The organism is Cognatundibacterium rivi, from assembly GCF_018139565.1.
Classification (GTDB): domain Bacteria; phylum Pseudomonadota; class Gammaproteobacteria; order Burkholderiales; family Burkholderiaceae_D; genus Undibacterium; species Undibacterium rivi.
In genome coordinates this window covers 144222-162857 of the sequence record NZ_JAGSPK010000003.1, presented here as the reverse complement: position 1 = coordinate 162857, position 18636 = coordinate 144222, and the positions used below count along the sequence as shown (strand labels likewise).

Here is an 18636-nt window from a genome sequence, read left to right as displayed (position 1 = left end):
AAGATCAAGATGACTGAACAAACAATGTTGAAAATTGAGGGTGCGAACAAGCGTTTTGGTGGTTTGCAAGCATTGTCAAACGTAGGGATTGACATCAAGAAAGGTCAGATTTACGGTTTGATCGGCCCGAATGGCGCTGGTAAAACAACTTTTTTTAATGTGATCACAGGCCTGTATCAACCTGATACCGGCAGCTTCGAGCTGGATGGTAAGCCGTATTCGCCGTCGGCACCACATGAGGTTGCTAAGGCGGGGATTGCCCGTACCTTTCAGAATATCCGTCTGTTTGGCGAAATGACTGCGCTCGAAAACGTGATGGTGGGGCGTCATATCCGTACCAAGCAAGGTGTCTTTGGCGCTATATTCCAACACGCCGCTGCGCGTGAAGAAGAGGCTGCAATCCGTCGCCGCGCACAGGAATTGCTCGATTTCGTCGGTATTGGACAATTCGCCGGACGTACATCCAAGTTTCTTTCTTACGGTGATCAGCGCAGGCTTGAAATTGCCCGCGCATTAGCAACTGATCCGAAATTACTTGCTCTTGATGAGCCTGCGGCAGGTATGAATGCGACTGAAAAACTCGCACTCAGAGAGCTGCTCGTTAAAATCAAGGCAGAAGGAAAGACCGTACTTTTGATTGAGCATGATGTGAAATTGATGATGGGCTTGTGTGACCGTATTACCGTATTGGATTATGGCAAACCGATTGCAGAAGGTGTTCCGGCTGATATTCAGAAAAATCCTGCGGTAATCGAAGCATATTTGGGAGGTGCTCATTAATGGCTGAGAACATTTTAAAAATCAGTAATCTGAAGGTTGCTTACGGTGGTATTAAAGCCGTTAAAGGCATAGACCTTGAGGTGAATAAGGGCGAATTGATCACGTTGATTGGCGCGAATGGTGCGGGAAAGACCACCACGTTAAAAGCGGTCACCGGGACTTTGCCGAGCTGTACGGTGGAAGGCGATATCTCTTACTTAGGTAAATCCATCAGAGGAAAAAACTCTTTTGAGCTGGTGGCGAATCATCTGGCAATGGTACCTGAAGGGCGTGGCGTATTTACCCGCATGACGATTCTTGAGAATTTGATGATGGGTGCTTTTACCAGAAATGATAAAGCTGGAATTGAAAGCGATATCGATAAATGGTTCTCGATTTTCCCTCGCCTGAAAGAGCGCTCTGCGCAGCTGGCAGGCACTCTTTCCGGTGGTGAGCAACAGATGCTGGCGATGGCGAGGGCATTAATGAGTCACCCTGAATTATTGTTGCTGGACGAGCCGTCAATGGGCTTGTCACCCATTATGGTTGAGAAGATTTTTGAAGTGATCCGCAACGTCTCGGCACAAGGCATTACCATTTTACTGGTAGAACAAAATGCAAAATTAGCTCTGCAGGCCGCTCATCGTGGTTATGTGATGGAGTCAGGCAATATCACTATGAGCGGCAACGCCAAAGACATGCTGGATGACCCAAAAGTCCAGGCGGCGTATTTAGGCGAGGCCTGATTATTTCCCTTCATAAAAAAGCCCCGGAAAATTCCGGGGCTTTTTTATAACTGAAGCCCTTGAATGTCGGGGCTTATATCCATTATTTCTTTGTAGTACGAGGAGTCGCCTTTTCTGTTGCTTGTGAGATTTGCGCGACCGTGTTGTTCAGATTCGCTTCTATTGCATCGACGGCTTGTTTCGTGGTTTTACTTAATTGCTCATATCCGGAATTCATATTTGTGATCGCTGTTTTAAAAAACGACACAAATTGTTCTGATCCTGCAGGCGCATTTTTTGACACTTCGTCAAACAAAGCCTGAAATTTGCGGCTACTTTCCGCTATTTGTGCTTCTGCGGCATGCGTGAGCTCCGCTTGCGCGGCCGATGCGATGGATGTCAGATGTCGGCTGTAATCAAGTAATTTTTCTGCACTTGGCTGGGCATGTGAGCTGCTCAAAGCAAAAAAATCCTGAGGGTCTTTTGCTGCTAACAATTGCTTTGTTGTTGTCGCGGTCGACTCGAATGAGCTTTTAATGGCGTTCAGATTTAATTCAATTAACTTCTCAACGCCTTCGATAGTTTTACCGCTCAGGTTAGAGAATAAGGCCAATTGTGCATCTAAGTTTGCTTTAGTTGCATTAGAAAGTTGTTCAGGTACGGAAAACATAGTGATCTCCTGTTTAAAAGGGCGAATCAGACAGAGGGTGTTTTCAGCATTTATTGAAACAGAACAAATACAATCGATAAATGCAGTCGCTTGTTAAATTTGTGCTATGCAGTAATTATTATATTGCTTCATCGCGCTTAATCAAGCGTAATTATGTAATTAATGCAATATTTTAACGTTGTCGTTTTGTGATGAAACTCTGACCTTGCAGGCTCAGTCAGGAGAAAAGTTGATTCTCAAGCCATAGTTTCTCTTTCCTGTATGACAGGATTATGAATTTGTAAGCTTATGTTAGACTTTTATCTAAGAAAAAAGCGACACTGAGTCGACGTAAAAGGGGACTAATGAAGATACAAGCGAAACGCCGTAGCGACTTCGGCCATTTCCATGAAATAACCACACGCTGGATGGATAACGATGCGTATGGACATGTGAATAATGTGGTGTATTACAGCTGGTTTGATACGGTGGTCAATCAATTTCTGATCAGTCATCAGGTGCTTAATATTGAAAAAAGTAATGTGATTGGACTCGTGATAGAAACGCAGTGTAATTACTTTGCCTCCGTTGCTTTCCCTGAAAAGGTGACCGCGGGTGTTTCTGTCAGTAAATTAGGAAATTCCAGTGTGCGTTACGAACTGGGTATTTTTAAAGCAGATGAGACTGAAGCATGCGCGCAAGGTCATTTCGTCCACGTCTATGTGGATAGGGAAAGCCGCCGTCCTGTTCCTCTCCCAGAGCCTTTACGCTTACTTTTGCAATCAATAAAAAGTGATTCATGATGATAACTTCCCCTTCCCAGCAAATTGTTGATCAGGTCATTACAGAACGTCGTTCGGTTCGTGCATTTTTACCTGATGTAGTGGCGCCAGAAGAGATACAGCGCATTCTGGAGGTGGCATCGCGCGCACCATCCGGGAGCAATACGCAGCCATGGAAAGTCTATGTATTGACGAGCAATAGTCTGACGCAACTGTCTGAAAAAATTCTGCATGCCCATCAGCATCCCTCGACAGAAGAAGCGCATACTGAGGAATACAATTATTACCCCGTAAAATGGGTTAGTCCGTATCTGGAGCGGCGGCGTAAAGTTGGCTGGGACTTATACGCCTTACTTGGACTTGCACGCGAAAATAAGCAAGGGATGCATGCGCAGCATGGCAGGAATTATGCTTTTTTTGATGCGCCGGTGGGATTGATTTTCACCATTGATCGCGTAATGGAGCAGGGCTCTTGGTTAGACTACGGCATGTTTTTGCAAAATATCATGTTGGCGGCAAAAGCCCGTGGTCTGGATACTTGTCCGCAAGCCGCTTTTACCCAGTATCATAAAATTATCCGTGAGCAACTACAGTTTCCTGAAAATGAAATGCTGGTGTGCGGCATGGCTCTGGGTTACGCAGATATGTCGAAAGTAGAAAATTCGCTTGCGACTGAACGTGAGTCAGTCACTGCGTTCGTTAAGTTTTTAACATGATGTATTGCTTCAAAAACTTACGCTAAGTTATTAATTATCTTGCGATTTTTTTGAGATTTGCTAAACTGCATCAAATTTTTTGGCATATTTTAATAGGAGTTAGTGACAGTGAAATTTGCCCGTCAAGCTTTAATTCTTTCTTTTGTGAGCCTGTTTCCCGCCACGATTTTATCGGCGCAGGCGACCGAACATAAACACACCTCGCATAAGAAATATATTGTTCACAAAAAAGTGGTCAAAACAGCCGCTGCGAAAACGACTAAACGTTATGTCGTTGTTAACGGTAAACGCAGGGTGATTACTGAACGTGTTGCTGCGGCACCTGTGGTGCCAGAAAAACCCAGTGTTGGCGATACGGTGGGGCTCAATCATTCACACGATCCTTTAGCATTACAGTCAAATGTTGCCTATGTGGTTGATCAGGCGAGTTCCAAGGTTTTGTTTGAAAAAAATTCCAATGTATCCTTGCCGATTGCCTCCATTACCAAACTCATGACGAGTCTGGTTGTCGTCGAAGCGAATCAGGATTTGAATGAACTGATAGAAATCACGACAGACGACATCGATAAAGAAAAGGGAACTGGCTCCCGTCTGAAGATAGGTGCGAAGTTGTCGCGCTCAGATATGTTGCATATCGCTTTAATGAGTTCAGAGAATCGCGCTGCATCGGCGTTGGGGCGGAATTACCCAGGTGGCTTGCCCGCCTTTGTCAATGCGATGAATGCGAAAGCGCACCAACTGGGAATGTCGGAAACGCACTATGTTGATTCCAGTGGTTTATCGAGCCAGAACCGTGCGAGTGCAAAAGACCTGGTCAAGCTGGTTAATGCTGCATATCAGCATCCTGTCATTCGCGAGTATTCAACCGACTCTAAATATGTGGTCAACCCTGGTGGTCGTCAGCTTGAATACGGTACCTCGAATAAGCTGGTTTCGAATCCTGCATGGGAAATCGGTTTACAAAAAACCGGTTACATTGCAGAGGCAGGTCGCTGTCTCGTAATGCAGGCGATGATAGAAGGTCGTGCGATCGTCATGGTATTCCTTGATTCCAAGGGAAAATACTCTCGTTTAGCAGATGCTGGCCGTATTAAAAAATGGCTGGAAAGTGCTAAGCCGCAAGTCTGAGGCTGTACCTCGGCAATGCTGATTTAATTGAAATCAGCACAGATGGCATCACCGTCTTTTTGTCTGTGATGCCATCAAATATCCGCTGATGTTTCTCACCCGTCATTGCTGATTATTCCCTCTTCTTCCACGCATCTGGATTGCATCATCGATATGTTTGGGGCTCAGCTGTCGCGAGCTCAGACGCTAACACTGTGTTCGTTGCTCTTACAGTGCCCTTACTGAGATGTCACTCAATATCATCGTCGCCAGCAGGCGCTTTCTTCCCAGTGAGCATGGCGGCGATCAGGTTTTCATGGTGCTGCCAACTGGTAAACAAGACGCCGCTGATATGCAAAGCAATCAATCCGATTAAGGTCCAGGCGATGGTGGTGTGTAACAGCACAGGCCAGGCATAGCCCCACAACAAATCGGTGGTCGTGAGCCAGCCGCTGACAACGAGCAAACCGACACAGCTCAGCAATGCAATGACCATCCATCCGCCCAAAGGATTATGTCCCAGGTAGCGAGCTGCGTGACCTTGCATCACTTCACGCAGATACTGCAGCGTCAGTGGGGCTGGGCGAACGAATTGCGTGAAGCGGGCATAACGGTTGCCAGTAAATCCCCACAGCAACCGTAGCAAAACGATAGCGCCAGCACCGTAGCCAATGTATTCGTGCGCTGCGCCAGTACGATGGCTGCTGATCCAGGCTGCTGTGATCGTTGCAACTAACAGCCAGTGCAGCAGGCGGACTGGCAGATCCCAGACTGGCTGCTTAATTTTCTTCAACACGCTTGAATGTCACCGGGTCAAAAAAAGCTTCGATGCGCTTGCCTTGCGGGTCTTTGGCATAGACTTCGTAGCAGCTTGAAGTCATTTCCATGCGGCGTATGACCCAGCCCTCCTTGGTCAGTTTCTGGTGCAATTCTGTGTGTGGTCGCCATTCCGATTTCGGCTGTGTTGTGCACTTCACGTCGCCGTGAGCAGAGGCGTAGCTGGCTGAAAAAGCGAGCAGCAGTGGAATAATTTTTTTGATTGTCGATATCATACAAACTCCTTCATGAAGGTAATGTGAAACGGTTATTCAGGTAATCGTCCAGCGGCGCAGCAGATTATGGTAAACGCCGGTCAGACTGAGCAAACGAGGATCGTTTGCAGCAATTGCTGGTGTCAGTTTTTGTATGGTTTGGTCGAGATCGAACAGCATCGCACGTTCGCCTTCGTCACGAACCAGGCTTTCTATCCAAAAAAATGAAGCGACTCTGGCACCGTCAGTGACCGGCATGACGCGGTGCAGGCTGGATGATGGGTACAGCACCATGTTGCCGGCTTCCAGTTTGACTGCCTGCACACCGAATTCCGTTTCGATCTCCAGCTCGCCGCCTTCATATTCATCCGGCTCGGCCAGAAACAATGTGGCTGATAAGTCGGTGCGCAGGCTCAGATTTGTGCCGGGTATCTGCATGATCGCGCTGTCCACATGCGTGCCGTAAGTGCCACCGTCAGCATAGCGATTGAATTTTGGTGGATATATTTTGCGCGGTAACGCCGCCGAGACGAACAGCGGATTATTCCCAAGCGAACGCAGAATATGATTACCAAGACTGATTGCAACTTCTGAATTATCGTCAATCTGCGCGTTACGTTTGACATTCCGCGCCAGCGTTCCTGCTGTTTTGGTACCGTCATTCCATTCCGCTGCATCCAGATGGTGGCGAAATTGTTTTACTTCATCCTTACTCAATACGTTATCAATAGTAATCAGCATAATTTCATCTCGTTTATTCGTGACTGTTGTCGTGAGGCGGGCAATCCGTGGACGTGGCCGACGCGCCGCATCGCACTAACGCGCCGCGATTGATTTCTTTCAGTGTCGCGCAACCAGCCAGCGACATACATATTTCGAGTTCTTCGCACAGTAGCTTGATCATGTGGGCGACGCCCAGAGCACCGGCGACGCTCAGTGCGTACATTTGCAAACGGCCTATGAGGACGGCATCTGCACCCAATGCCAGGGCTTTGAATATATCGCTGCCAGAGCGTATGCCGCTATCGAGCAACAAGGGAAAACTGCTACCGACGGCAGCACGAATGGCTGGCAGCGCATCGAGACTGGCAGGGGCGCCGTCCAGGCTGCGCCCGCCGTGATTCGAGACGATGATGCCAGCCACGCCCATGTTTTGCAGTGCGCGTGCATCGTCAGGATGTAACACGCCTTTTACCCAGACCGGCAGCGATGTCTGAGTCATCAGCCACTCAAGATCTTTCCAGGTTGGCGCGTCACGCATGATGCCCTGAAAGACGCGGCTTTCACCGGGGCTGAGAGTGATGCTCGCAGGTGCACTATGATCGCGCAGATTGGCTGCCACACAACCCGGTGGCATACGAAAACCGGCGCGTTGCGCGCGTAAGCTTGCAGCCTGAATTGATGCATCTAAAGTGACAACAATGGCGCTGTAGCCTGTATTGGCGGCTCTGTTGATGAGATCCAGTGTGTCATTTTGTTGGGGCTGAAAATACAGCTGGAACCAGCGCGGCGAGCCACCATTATTGGCGACAGTGGCAACGTCTTCCATGCGTACAGATGACAGCGTGCTGCTGACCATACAGCTTTGCATTGCCTGTGCGGCACGGGCAGTATCTATTTCTCCGGCTGGGTGAGCGAGTTGCTGAAATGCGACCGGTGCCATGAAAACCGGGTGATGGAAAGTTTGCTGACCCAGCGTCAGCCTGGTATGACCAGCGGTGACGTCTCGTAGCAGACGGGGATAAATCGCCCATAGTGCGAAGGCATTCAGATTTGCCGCGACAGTGATGTCGCGACCGCAGCCACCGGCAACATATTCATAGTGGGGGAGCACCATGAATTGTTGCGCCAGACGCTCGTAATCCTGTGCGCAGCGTATGTCCGGTGGAATAGTGCTGAGCGCAGCTTGCGCCGGTGTGGTGGTATTAGTCATATCAGCAAATGTCGGGCAAGTGCCCGACATTGTATCGAACGTTATGTAGCGTTGATGTTGGTTTTTGCAGCGAGCTTACATTTCATAGTTCAGCGTTAACCGGACTGCACGGGCATCGCCTTTATACAGGAATGAGCCGGAACGATAAACCGCTGTGTAGTAGTCCTTGTTCGTGGCGTTTAATACGTTCACGCGCAGATCCAGTTTCTTGGAAAAACGATACGCAGCAAAGACATCATAGACTGCAAATGACGGCACCGGTTGTGAGCAATAGCCTGTCGCTGTGTAACCAGCCGCAGTGTCTGGCTGACCACCACAACGATCGCTTTCGTAGCGGGCAGTAGCGCCGAACGAGAATGCGTTTGTCAACTGATACTTCGCTTGTGCAGAGAATGATTTTTCTGCAAAGTTACTCAAAGGACGACCAATATTCGATGCGGTTGCAGAGTCCAGCACTTTCGATCTGAGTATTGCCAGGCCGACTTGCGCTGACAATTTTTCAGTTACGTCACCAGCGAGGCCAAACTCGATACCTTGTACACGATTTTTACCCGTGTTGAATGTACCGATGGTGTCGTAATTGGCACCTTCCATCACGTCAGATTTTTTGGTCTGGAATATCGCTGCCGTTGCGAGCAATTTGTCGTCAAACAGATTCCATTTTGCACCCAGTTCCAGATTGATCGAGGTTTCAGGCTTAGCACCTGCGATCTGATTCTGATACAAGACAGCGCCACCGTAACCGCTGCTGGTACCGGCATCGGCTTCACCACCGTTGATATCCTGCGCACTTGCCATGCTGCCGTAAACGATCAGTTTTGGCGTGACTTTATAGCTCAGACCAAGGTGACCGTTGACCAGCGTGTCGTTGTAGCTGTAGTCGCCAGTGATCGCGGCGGTTGTATTGTTACGGCGGATCAGTGACAGGTCAAAATAATCGGCGCGCAAGCCACCAAATGCCGTAAAGCGATCCGTCAGATCAACGGTATCCATCGCCGTCAGTGCGATCGTTTTTACCTGCCAGTTCTGTGTCCAGCCCTGACGGGTGCCGTTACGACCAGCGAGTGTATTCAGGTTGCTGACGGGGACACCATTGCTATCAGTAAAGCAAAAGCCATTATTCGCACCGATACCCGCGGTTGTTTTACAGTTAAAAGCGCCGCTGTTGCTGACGGCAAAGTTACCAGAAACCACTTTGTGATCTGTGTATTCTGCACCGAAGATGAATTCGTGTTTCAGACCCAGCAGTTCTTTATCCCAGCGCAGATTGCTTTGGTGCGCGAAATAGTCAACGTCTTGCCAGCCGGTATGCCCACCATCCAGCACGCCTGTCGTGTACGCTTTGCCAGTCGCGCCATCGTAACGGGTTGCACTGGATGCGCCGGTCGTGACATAGGAATTACCTGATTTGCCATAACGTGTCAGGCTGTTGAGCGTGAGTGCCGGTGCGATTTTCCACTTAACGCGTGCGGTCAGCGTATCAACATCCGACTTGAGGAAATCATTAGCTTGCGCATACACTGGAACATTTTTTGCCGGAACGCGGTCGGGCACGGTGCCAACCAGATAATAACCAAGATCCGGTGCTTTATCTTCGGTACGCAAACCGTAGTAATCCAGCGTCACAAACAGATTTTCATTCGCTTCCCACAGACCAGACAGCGCCACACCTTTGCGATTGCGGTTTGATGGAGAGCGGTCTGGGATACCTTCATCACCGTAGAGAACGTTGGCACGCAAAGCGAAGTTATCGCCAAAGCCTTTGTTAATATCGGCAGTCACACGTTTCTGATTATCAGTACCTGCGCCGATAGAGACTTTGGAGAAATCTTTATCTAAAGTTGCCTGCTTTGTGATGGCGTTCACCGCACCACCAGCGCTGCCGCGGCCAGCAAAACTGGAGCTTGGTCCCTTGGAAATTTCTAATTGTTCAATCGCGAAACTTTCACGTGTCGTCATGCCTGGGTCACGCAGACCGTCAACGAATACGTCACTACGCGCTTCCTGACCGCGGATGATGTAACGGTCGCCAAAGGCGTTACCATTTTCACCGGTACCGAGGGTAATGCCAGGCTGTGCGCTCAGAATCTGTTTCAGTTCAGTCAGACCGGAATCATCGATAGCGGCTTTAGTAATGACAGAGATGGTTTGTGGTGTCTCAGCCAGCGGACGAGTGTGACGGGAATCACCAGATGTTTTTGCTTTGTAAGGGACGCCTGATTCTGCATTCGGGTTCGGATCCAGTGCTTTGCCATAAATTTGTACTTCTGGCAGTGCCTGCGTTTTGTCATCGGCTGGTTTTGTTGGTGCTGTCTGCGCCATCGCCACTAATGGAATAAACATCGCGGTGGAAATGCCCATAGCAATGCTGGTTTTATTCATGGAAATGAATGTCGTGTCATTGGTGCGTAGGCTATTTGGCTGGCGCGTTTGCTTATTTCTCAAGGTGTGCTCCTGGTTGAGGTTAAAGGTTTGCGCGTAGTGTAAACAACATTTTAATGAATGTAAATAGGAATTAGTCTCATTTGCATTGTTGTTACTTGTTTCAGTTAACGAGTGTCTGCCAAGGTATTGGCGCTGATACGTTGAGTTGCTAGATTTGAAGGGGGCGCGCCAACGCATGCTAGAGGAAATACCGACGGATATCTGTCGGAGCCAGATACAGGGCAAAGCGTTGCGATGCCGGCTGTGCCCTGTATCTGTAGAGATGGATTTATGCCGGAGGGATGTCGTCGCCAAACAGCGACGCCCATAATTGCCGCGTTGCTGCCACTTCCTGAGTAACTTTGCTGATGGCAATGCGGGCACGGTCTTCGCCTTGCAGGCGGATGCCGTGTTGCAATTTACGCAGCCAGCGATAGGCTTTTGCAGTCTGTCCAGCCAGATCGGCATCAATCAGACCGAGCTCGCCGCAGAGTTTCAGCAAGGCGATATTGCCGATATTGGCAGTCAGTTGCGGATATTGGTGCGCATATCTGAGCACTAAATACTGCACCATAAATTCGATATCGATCATGCCGCCAGCGTCATGCTTGAGATCGAATAATTCGCTGCGGTTAATGTTGGCGTCACGCATTTTTTTACGCATGCTGACGACTTCCTCCGATAATGCCGCGGCATCTCTGGTCTGACGCAATACCTGATCGCGGATACGTTCAAATTCCTGTGCGATCGCACTGTCGCCGGCGCAAAAGCGGGCGCGGGTCAGCGCCTGATGTTCCCATAACCAGGCGGATTGTTCCTGATAACGGGCGAATGAGGCTAGCGAAGACACCAATAAACCGCTCGCACCATCCGGGCGCAGCGCGATATCAATGTCGAACAATATGCCGGCCGGTGTGTGGCTGGTCATCCAGGTGATGAAGCGTTGCGCGAGTTTGGCGTAATTGCCGGGGGCTTCCTGATCGTCATCATCGTACAGAAAAATCACATCCAGATCCGACGCGTAACTGAGTTCTTTACCGCCCAGTTTGCCGTAGGCAATGACGGCAAAGCGTGGCACTTCGCGATGCCGGCTGGCGATGGTTTCCCATGCCGCCTGTATGGTTGCCGCTACGATCAAATCAGCGAGTTTCGAGAGCTCATCCGCCAGATGCTCAACGCTGAGTTGGCCTTCCAGATCTTGTGCCAGCAAGCGGAATTGCATTGCATGGTGCAGCTCGCGCAAGGTCTCCATCTGGCGTTCCGTATCGCCCTGGTGCTGGCTGAGTTGGCGCTGCAGATCCTGCTCAAAACTGCCCCAGTCAGGACGCTGGTGCAGCGATGATTCATCGAGCAGTTCGTCCAGCAGAATGGGATGGCGGGTCAAAAATTTGGCGGCCCAGTCGCTGGCTGCCATCATGCGGATGACGCGTGCCAGCGCATGCGGATATTCGGTGAGTAAGGAAAGATAGGCCGAGCGGCGCGCAATGGTTTCGAGAAAATCGAGCAGACGGTTCCAGCAAGCCAGTTGCATTTCTTCTTGTCTGGCAATCTGCGGCAAAGCATTGTTGATCAGCGCAATCATTTTATTGCGGCTGGATTCAGACAAGCTCTGTATTTTTCCCGACTGCCAACTGGCGATCAGTCGGCGTGCAACATCGCCCGCCTCATGGAAACCGGCGTTACTCAATTGTGATGTCAGTAATTCTTCGCTCTCGCTGCTGCCGAGATTGGCTGTCAGCAGGTATTGGGCTGCTTCCGTACTATTGTCTGCTTTGTCTTTGAAAATGGCGTCGAACTGTTCCGCGACAAAGGCGCGATGCGGCTGCAATTGCGCCAGCAGTTCTTCCACACTCTGGCAGCGCATCATCTGTGCAATGCGCAACTGGTCTTCGGTTTGCGCCGGGAAGGTATGCGTTTGCGCATCATCCAGATATTGCAAACGATGTTCGAGATTCCGCAAAAAAGTGTAGGAAGTAATTAACTGCTGCACCATCCGGGTGTCGAGTATCCCTTTTTCAGCCAGCGTCAGTAAGGTATTGCGGGTTGAGCGGTCACGCAGGCTGGTGTCGCGGCCGCCACGTATCAGTTGAAATACCTGTGCCAGAAATTCCACTTCCCGGATGCCGCCGCGCCCCAGCTTTACATTGTTGCTGCGTTCAGGATGTTTGCTTTCCTGGCGTACCACTTCGGCACGGATCTGCGCATGCATGGAGCGTAGCGAATCAATCGAGCCATAATCGAGATAGCGCCGATAGACAAACGGGCGGATGATTTTTTCCAGCGTCGCAATATCGTCTGCATGGCCGGTCATGGCGCGCGCTTTGACCCAGGCGTAACGTTCCCATTCGCGACCCTGAATCAGAAAATATTCCTCAACCATACCAAAGCTTGCAACAAGCGGGCCGGAGGCACCATTCGGGCGCAATGCCATATCAACGCGGAAGCTGAAACCGTCTTCGGTCACTTCAGAAATAGCGGCAATCAGCTTTTTACCGAGGCGGGTGAAGTATTCGTGATTCGACAGACTGCGTTGCGTACTGTCGCTGGTAACGGTATCGCCATCCTCGGCGTAGCAAAAAATCAGATCAATATCCGACGACACATTGAGTTCGTAGCCGCCCAGCTTACCCATGCCGAGTACGATCATTTCCTGCACGCGGCCGCTGTCTTCCCCGGTCGGCGTACCGTATAAACTCTGCATTTCAGCGCTGAGTGCGGCCAGATGCTGCTGCACCACGAAGTCGGCAAATTCGCTGATGGTCGTCACCACTTCGTGCATATCAGCGTCGCCGCACAGATCACGCTTGATCAGAGTGCAGACGACGAGGTTGCGCAAACGACGCATGGCTTTGTTCAGTGTCGCGCCAGATGAAATTTCTTTTTGTAAAATCTGAGCAAAAATTGCCGGGGTCAAGGATAATCTTGAAATCTCGTCCAACATTGCCTGACGGTCGCTGCCGCCTTGTAGCCAGCGTTGCAAAAAGCGCGATGCATGCAGAATATCGGGGATGTCAGCTTGGGTGGGTGGCGTGAGAGTCATAGTCAGTCGTCGGAAAAGCGCGGTGTCGTGGTGTGGCAGCAATTCTTGTTGCGGCGTTGCTTCGATTCTAAGTCATGTTGATCGGCTGCGGGCGTGTTAATCAAAGAAGTGTGAAGTTCCTCCTGGAAGGCGTAAATATACTCCGGGGGAGTATTATTTAAAGCCCAATGTTTCTGCGGACAATTGGGCGAAATCAAGAAAAATATAGGGGGGTATGTTGAAAATAGCGGTATATCCAGTGACCAGCGCCTTGTCGGCAGAATAGTGTCATTGCTTAAATGAAAACGGATATTCCCGCCTCTCAGCCATCCGCGCTCCCGGATCAGGAGCCAGTATTGCCTGCGCGCTCGCGCTGGCGTCGGCTGTCGTCGCATACTTTTGCCGCTTGCGGTGGCAGCATTCGCTTCGTTTTCCGCGCCGCTTTATTGCTGTACTTTGTGTTCTGCATCCTCGTGCTGGTGTTGCGCTATCTGGTATTGCCACATGTTGCCGATTACAAGCCGGAAGTGGAAGCGATGGTCAGTCGTGCGATCGGCCGCGAATTGCACATGGCGTCTTTGCAGGCGTCATGGCAAGGGCTGAATCCGCAGCTGGTATTGCAAAATGTAGAGATGCTTGATCAGCATGGCAAAGCGGCCTTGCGTTTGCCCGAAGTCAGGACGACGCTGTCGTGGTGGAGTCTGGCGTTGCTTGATCTGCGCTTCGACAACATCGAGCTGCATCAGCCGGTACTCGATATACAGCGTGATGCCGATGGCAAATTGTATATCGGTGGGTTTTTTATCGATCCGAAAAAGAAGAGCGACGGCAAAGGCCTCGATTGGGTGTTGGCGCAGCATCAGATTGTGATTAAACAAGGCTTGTTGCGCTGGAATGACCAGGCACGTAAGGCACCGGAATTACAGCTCAATGATGTCAGTCTGATTTTGCGCAATCGTTGGCAGCATCATCAGTTTGCACTACGTGCAACCCCGCCTGCGGCACTGACCGCACCGATCGATATTCGCGGCGATTTGCAGCATCCGCCATTCAGCAGACAAGTATCGGATTTTTCTAACTGGAGCGGTGAGCTGTATGCCGATCTGCAAAGTACCGACCTGCACGCATTGCGCTCGTATATTGATTATCCGGCCGATATCAGTCAGGGGTATGGCGCAGTAAGATCATGGTTGCGACTCGATCGCGGCCGCGTTGCTGATGTCAGCGCCGACCTGAAACTCGCGGATGTGCAGGGGAAATTTGCCAAAGACTTGCCTGAGCTGGATATGGCAGAAATTCGTGGTCGGGTGACTGCCAGTGAAAAAGCTGATCTGGGGAAAAAGTATCTGCCATCTTTGTTCGGCAAAGCGGGACACACGATTGCACTGACCGATTTTTACATGAAAGCCAGAGATGGTGCGGTCATGCCCGCAACCACTATCAGGGAAAGTTTTACCCCCGGCATAGGAAATCAGCCAGCGAAGGTTGAGTTGTATGCCAAATTTCTTGATTTGCAAATTCTGGCCAATTTTGCCGGACATCTGCCTTTACCCGCAGATCAGCGGCAGATGCTGGCAGATTTTGCGCCCAAGGGGCAATTAAAAGAATTCTCCGCGTCGTGGCAAGGGACTTATCCGGATGTCGCGGCCTACAAAGTGAAGGGCGAATTTATCAATTTGTCCATGCAGCCACAGCCAGCCCAGTTAGCTCGTGCCAAAACTACAAAAACACCGGCGAAAGCAGCGGTTCCGGCGATTCCTGGCTTTGAAAATTTATCCGGTACCGTTGATGCCAGTGACCGAGGCGGGGCATTTTTGCTGGATTCAAAAGACTTGTCCTTGCGCCTTGCCAGCTATTTCATTGATCCGGTCATGCCGTTTAACCGTTTGCAAATGCAGGCAAACTGGAAATTTCAAGCCGACGACAAGCTGATGTTTCAGATCAATAAGATGGATATGGTGCAGGAGAGTATGCACGCCACTTTATCTGGTAAACACATTATGTCTATGCGTGCATCGGCACAGCCGCAGCCCGGTGACGTCGATTTAACCGCGCATCTTGATGGTTTCGATCTGAAACAGCTGGATCGCTATATTCCTACGGTCGCCGAGCCGGATTTACGTCATTGGCTGACGAAAAGTATCCTTGATGGGCGCGCTGACGATGTTACCGTGCGCATTCGCGGCGACCTCGCGCATTTCCCATTTTCAGCCAGTGAACCTCATTCCAGAAACAAAGGTGAATTTCTGGTCAGAGGTAATCTGAGCGGCGGCAAACTGGATTTCACTGCAGGTGAGTTGGCGGAAGGTGGCAAAGCACCTTTATGGCCAGTCATCGACGACATCAAAGGGAATTTCATCTTTGAGCGCGCCAGAATGGAAATTAACGGCGATACGGCGAAAACCCTGGGCGCTGATCTGCGTAAGGTGAAAGCGGTGATTCCCGATTTATTAAGTGCGGGATCGGTTCTGAATATCGATGGCAACGCCAGCGGGCAACTGCAGACCATGCTGGCTTATGTCAGCGCCAGTCCTGTCGATGGCTGGTTGGGGCATTTTCTGGCGGAATCGAAAGCCAGCGCGAACGCCGGTTTAACATTAAAGCTGCAATTACCGTTGCGACACATGATTGATGCCAAAGTCAACGGCGTGCTGCAGTTTGCCAATAATGACGTGGTGCTGCAACCCGGCATTCCACTGGTCACCGGCGTCAACGGCAAACTCGAATTTAACGAGCGCGGTGTTAATCTCGGGACGCTGAAAGGAACTGCGCTGGGTGGGCCAATTGTGATCAGCGGCGGCTCGCAAAAAGATAACAGTATTCGCGTCCGGCTTGATGGCAGCGTCACTGGTGAGGGCTTGCGGCAGATGCTGCCAGCAGCGAATCGCGAGCAGATCAAGATAGATGGTACCAGCCGCTACATCGCAACGATCGCCGTGAAAAAGCAATTACCGGAAATCGTGATTGAATCGAATTTACAGGGAATGGCATTCAATTTTCCCGCACCTCTGAAAAAAAATGCGACAGAAGTGATGCCCTTGCGCATCGAACTGGTGCCACAGAACACAGCTGACAGCGGTGTTTTGCAGGATGAGTTGCGGATTCATCTTGGCAATGCGGTGCATGCAAAATATGTACGTCAGAAAAGCACCGATAAGCAGGCCAACTGGCAGCTCTTGCGTGGCGGTATCGGTGTGAATTTACCTGCGCCTGAGCCTTTGCGCGGGGTGGCGGTCAATATTGAAGCGAACGTACTGCATGTTGATGAGTGGCGCAGCGTCTTGAGCGCAAGTTCCACCGGCACGTTAGTGCCGAATACCAATACAGCGACTTCTGTGCCGAACGGCGCTGCTGGCAAAGTGGTACAGGGCATCACCGCTTTAAATATTGCACCGTATCTGGACGTCAGCACACTGGCATTAAAAACCGGTCAGTTGCATATCATGGGCAAGCAACTGGATCATGTCGTGATGGGCGTTTCTCATCACAATGATCTCTGGCAGGCGAATATTGATGCCAGCCAGGTTTCGGGTCATATCAGTTGGAATGACGGCAGCGCAAAAGCTGGCGCCGCGGGAGTGGGATCGGGGCCGGGCACCGTGACGGCACGGTTAAGCAAGCTGATTATCCCGCAAACGGCGGCAAGCGATGCTGGTGATTTGTTCGATGAAAAGCGGAGCAGTACCCAGATCCCGGGGCTCGATATCGTTGCGGATAATGTTGAGTTATTCAACAAAAAACTGGGCAGATTAGAGCTGCAAGCCAGTAATCAGATGAGTGGTACTTCGAATGAATGGCTGCTCAGTAAGGTGTTACTGAAAAATCCGGATGCGGAACTCAGGGCGACCGGACGCTGGGGCAATCGTACCGGGAATAGCACCGGGAATAGCACCGGGAATAGCACTGGGAATAGCGTGACTCAACTCAATTACGTGCTAGATATTGCGAACGCCGGGCAATTGCTGGACAGGCTGGGTTTTGCGAATGTCGTACGCGGTGGACGCGGACGTCTCGACGGTGACGTGAAATGGAATGGTTTGCCTTATGCGATGGATATTCCCAGCATGAGTGGCAAGGTCCAGCTTGATCTGGCCGCCGGGCAGTTTTTAAAGGTCGATCCGGGAGCCGCAAAGCTGCTGGGTGTGCTGAGTATGCAGTCGTTGCCACGACGTCTGACCCTCGATTTCCGGGATATATTTTCTGAGGGATTCGCTTTTGATGCGATTACCGGCAGCGCACAAATTCTGCAGGGTGTGGCGCGTACCGATAATCTGAAAATGCGCGGAGTGAATGCGACGGTGGTGATGGCTGGCAACGCTGATATCGTGAATGAATCTCAGCAATTGCATGTTGTGGTTATTCCTGTTATCAATGCCGGTGCAGCGTCAGTTGTGTATGGGCTGGCGGTCAATCCTGTGATCGGCTTGGGTACTTTCCTGGCGCAATTGTTCTTACGTGAACCGCTGGCAAAGGCTTTCACCTTCGAATATATGGTGAGTGGCCCGTGGAAAGATCCTCTGGTGAAAAAAATTGAACGTCAGGACAATCAGGACGTTGCAGGTGAGCATCGCGTGCAAGATGCCAAGAAAGGTGAATGATGAAAGTTGCAGCTATACAGATGGTTTCTTCCAACGTTCTGGCCGACAATATGGCAACCGCAAAACGCTTGTTGATCGCAGCGGCGGGCGAGGGTGCCGGATTATTGTTGTTACCGGAGTACTGGCCTTTAATGGGCTTGCAGGATACCGACAAACTGGCGATCGCGGAACCAGCCGGTAGCGGCCCTATGCAGGAATTTTTAGCGGAGATGGCGCGCTCATTGAAGGTCTGGATCATCGGCGGCACAATTCCGTTGCAGTCAGCTGAAGCCGGCAAAGTCATGAATTCGACACTGGTATTTGACCCGCAGGGCGTGCAGCGCGTCCGCTATGACAAAATTCATTTATTTGGTTTCTCTAAAGGCGAGGAGTCTTACGAAGAGGCGCGCACGATTACCGCCGGGGAACAGGTGACAACATTTGAAACCGACGCCGGGCGGGTTGGTCTGTCTATTTGCTATGACTTACGCTTTCCGGAATTATTCCGTGCGATGGGGCCTTGTTCTCTGATCGTTGTTCCTGCTGCTTTTACTTACACCACAGGTCAGGCGCACTGGGAAATTCTATTGCGCGCCAGAGCGATAGAGAATCAGTGTTACGTTCTGGCATCGGGGCAGGGCGGCAAACATCTGAATGGGCGTCGCACCTGGGGACATAGTATGCTGATTGACCCTTGGGGGAAGATCGTCGCAGAATTGCCGGAAGGCGAAGGTATGGTCAGCGGTGAAATTGATGCTGAACTTCTGCAGCAGATCCGCGCCAGCCTGCCCGCGTTGCAACACCGGAAATTATAGTTTCTTCCCTGCTTACCTCTCAGGACGGTTCAACTTCAAGTGTAAGTTATCAGGATACTGTTGTCGTCACTGAGTTGTTTTACAATGCATATATTGCAT

14 protein-coding genes are annotated in these 18636 nt (G+C 50.6%); 7 read left to right on the top strand and 7 right to left on the bottom strand.

The genetic code is table 11. The features are described from left to right. Positions 1 to 9 precede the first annotated feature (9 nt). Both KDM87_RS09400 and KDM87_RS09395 read left to right on the top strand, forming a co-directional pair. Positions 10 to 780, top strand: a complete 771-nt coding sequence (locus KDM87_RS09400; protein WP_186883174.1) for an ABC transporter ATP-binding protein — start codon at positions 10 to 12, stop codon at positions 778 to 780. Further along, positions 780 to 1505 carry an ABC transporter ATP-binding protein gene (locus tag KDM87_RS09395; protein ID WP_212678844.1) on the top strand — a complete coding sequence of 242 codons (726 nt, stop codon included), beginning with the start codon at positions 780 to 782 and terminating at the stop codon, positions 1503 to 1505. Before KDM87_RS09400 ends, KDM87_RS09395 begins: the two co-directional genes overlap by 1 nt. A gap of 82 nt (positions 1506 to 1587) precedes the next feature. Here the strand turns inward: KDM87_RS09395 and KDM87_RS09390 are convergent, their stop codons facing one another. Further along, on the bottom strand, positions 1588 to 2154 hold the full coding sequence (locus KDM87_RS09390; protein ID WP_212678843.1) for a phasin family protein: 567 nt from the start codon (positions 2152 to 2154) through the stop codon (positions 1588 to 1590). 344 nt (positions 2155 to 2498) lie between these two features. Here KDM87_RS09390 and KDM87_RS09385 point away from each other — a divergent pair, with 344 nt between their 5' ends. The 3 genes from KDM87_RS09385 to KDM87_RS09375 all read left to right on the top strand — a co-directional run bounded on the left by KDM87_RS09385 (position 2499) and on the right by KDM87_RS09375 (position 4759). Beyond that, the gene (locus KDM87_RS09385; protein ID WP_212678842.1) at positions 2499 to 2936 is read left to right on the top strand and encodes an acyl-CoA thioesterase; all 438 of its coding nucleotides are present in this window, start codon (positions 2499 to 2501) and stop codon (positions 2934 to 2936) included. Then, positions 2936 to 3631 carry a nitroreductase gene (locus tag KDM87_RS09380; RefSeq protein ID WP_212679243.1) on the top strand — a complete coding sequence of 232 codons (696 nt, stop codon included), beginning with the start codon at positions 2936 to 2938 and terminating at the stop codon, positions 3629 to 3631. The genes KDM87_RS09385 and KDM87_RS09380 overlap by 1 nt, the downstream gene beginning before the upstream one ends. Before the next feature lie 108 nt (positions 3632 to 3739). Further along, positions 3740 to 4759, top strand: coding sequence for a serine hydrolase (locus KDM87_RS09375; protein WP_212678841.1), 1020 nt, complete (start codon positions 3740 to 3742; stop codon positions 4757 to 4759). A gap of 229 nt (positions 4760 to 4988) precedes the next feature. Here the strand turns inward: KDM87_RS09375 and KDM87_RS09370 are convergent, their stop codons facing one another. From KDM87_RS09370 to glnE, 6 genes are all read right to left on the bottom strand, one after another. Continuing rightward, positions 4989 to 5534, bottom strand: a complete 546-nt coding sequence (locus KDM87_RS09370; protein WP_329604915.1) for a cytochrome b/b6 domain-containing protein — start codon at positions 5532 to 5534, stop codon at positions 4989 to 4991. Further along, a complete protein-coding gene (locus KDM87_RS09365; RefSeq protein ID WP_212678840.1) occupies positions 5518 to 5790 on the bottom strand; it encodes a PepSY domain-containing protein in 273 nt (90 codons plus the stop codon). Before KDM87_RS09365 ends, KDM87_RS09370 begins: the two co-directional genes overlap by 17 nt. Positions 5791 to 5826: 36 nt before the next feature. Continuing rightward, positions 5827 to 6510: a Fe2+-dependent dioxygenase gene (locus KDM87_RS09360; RefSeq protein WP_212678839.1), complete on the bottom strand. Its 684-nt coding sequence runs from the start codon at positions 6508 to 6510 to the stop codon at positions 5827 to 5829. 13 nt (positions 6511 to 6523) lie between these two features. After that, positions 6524 to 7702: an alpha-hydroxy acid oxidase gene (locus KDM87_RS09355; RefSeq protein ID WP_212678838.1), complete on the bottom strand. Its 1179-nt coding sequence runs from the start codon at positions 7700 to 7702 to the stop codon at positions 6524 to 6526. A 75-nt stretch (positions 7703 to 7777) separates the two neighbouring features. Continuing rightward, entirely contained in the window at positions 7778 to 10147 is a 2370-nt protein-coding gene (locus KDM87_RS09350; protein WP_230407683.1) for a TonB-dependent receptor, read from the bottom strand. Positions 10148 to 10415: 268 nt separating this feature from the next. Further along, positions 10416 to 13166: a bifunctional [glutamate--ammonia ligase]-adenylyl-L-tyrosine phosphorylase/[glutamate--ammonia-ligase] adenylyltransferase gene (gene glnE, locus KDM87_RS09345; protein ID WP_212678837.1), complete on the bottom strand. Its 2751-nt coding sequence runs from the start codon at positions 13164 to 13166 to the stop codon at positions 10416 to 10418. A 278-nt stretch (positions 13167 to 13444) separates the two neighbouring features. Between glnE and KDM87_RS09340 the strand changes: the two genes are divergently transcribed. Both KDM87_RS09340 and KDM87_RS09335 read left to right on the top strand, forming a co-directional pair. Further along, positions 13445 to 17743, top strand: a complete 4299-nt coding sequence (locus KDM87_RS09340) for a YhdP family protein (RefSeq protein WP_212678836.1) — start codon at positions 13445 to 13447, stop codon at positions 17741 to 17743. Beyond that, positions 17740 to 18537: a carbon-nitrogen hydrolase family protein gene (locus KDM87_RS09335; protein ID WP_212678835.1), complete on the top strand. Its 798-nt coding sequence runs from the start codon at positions 17740 to 17742 to the stop codon at positions 18535 to 18537. Before KDM87_RS09340 ends, KDM87_RS09335 begins: the two co-directional genes overlap by 4 nt. The last annotated feature ends 99 nt before the right edge of the window (positions 18538 to 18636 follow it).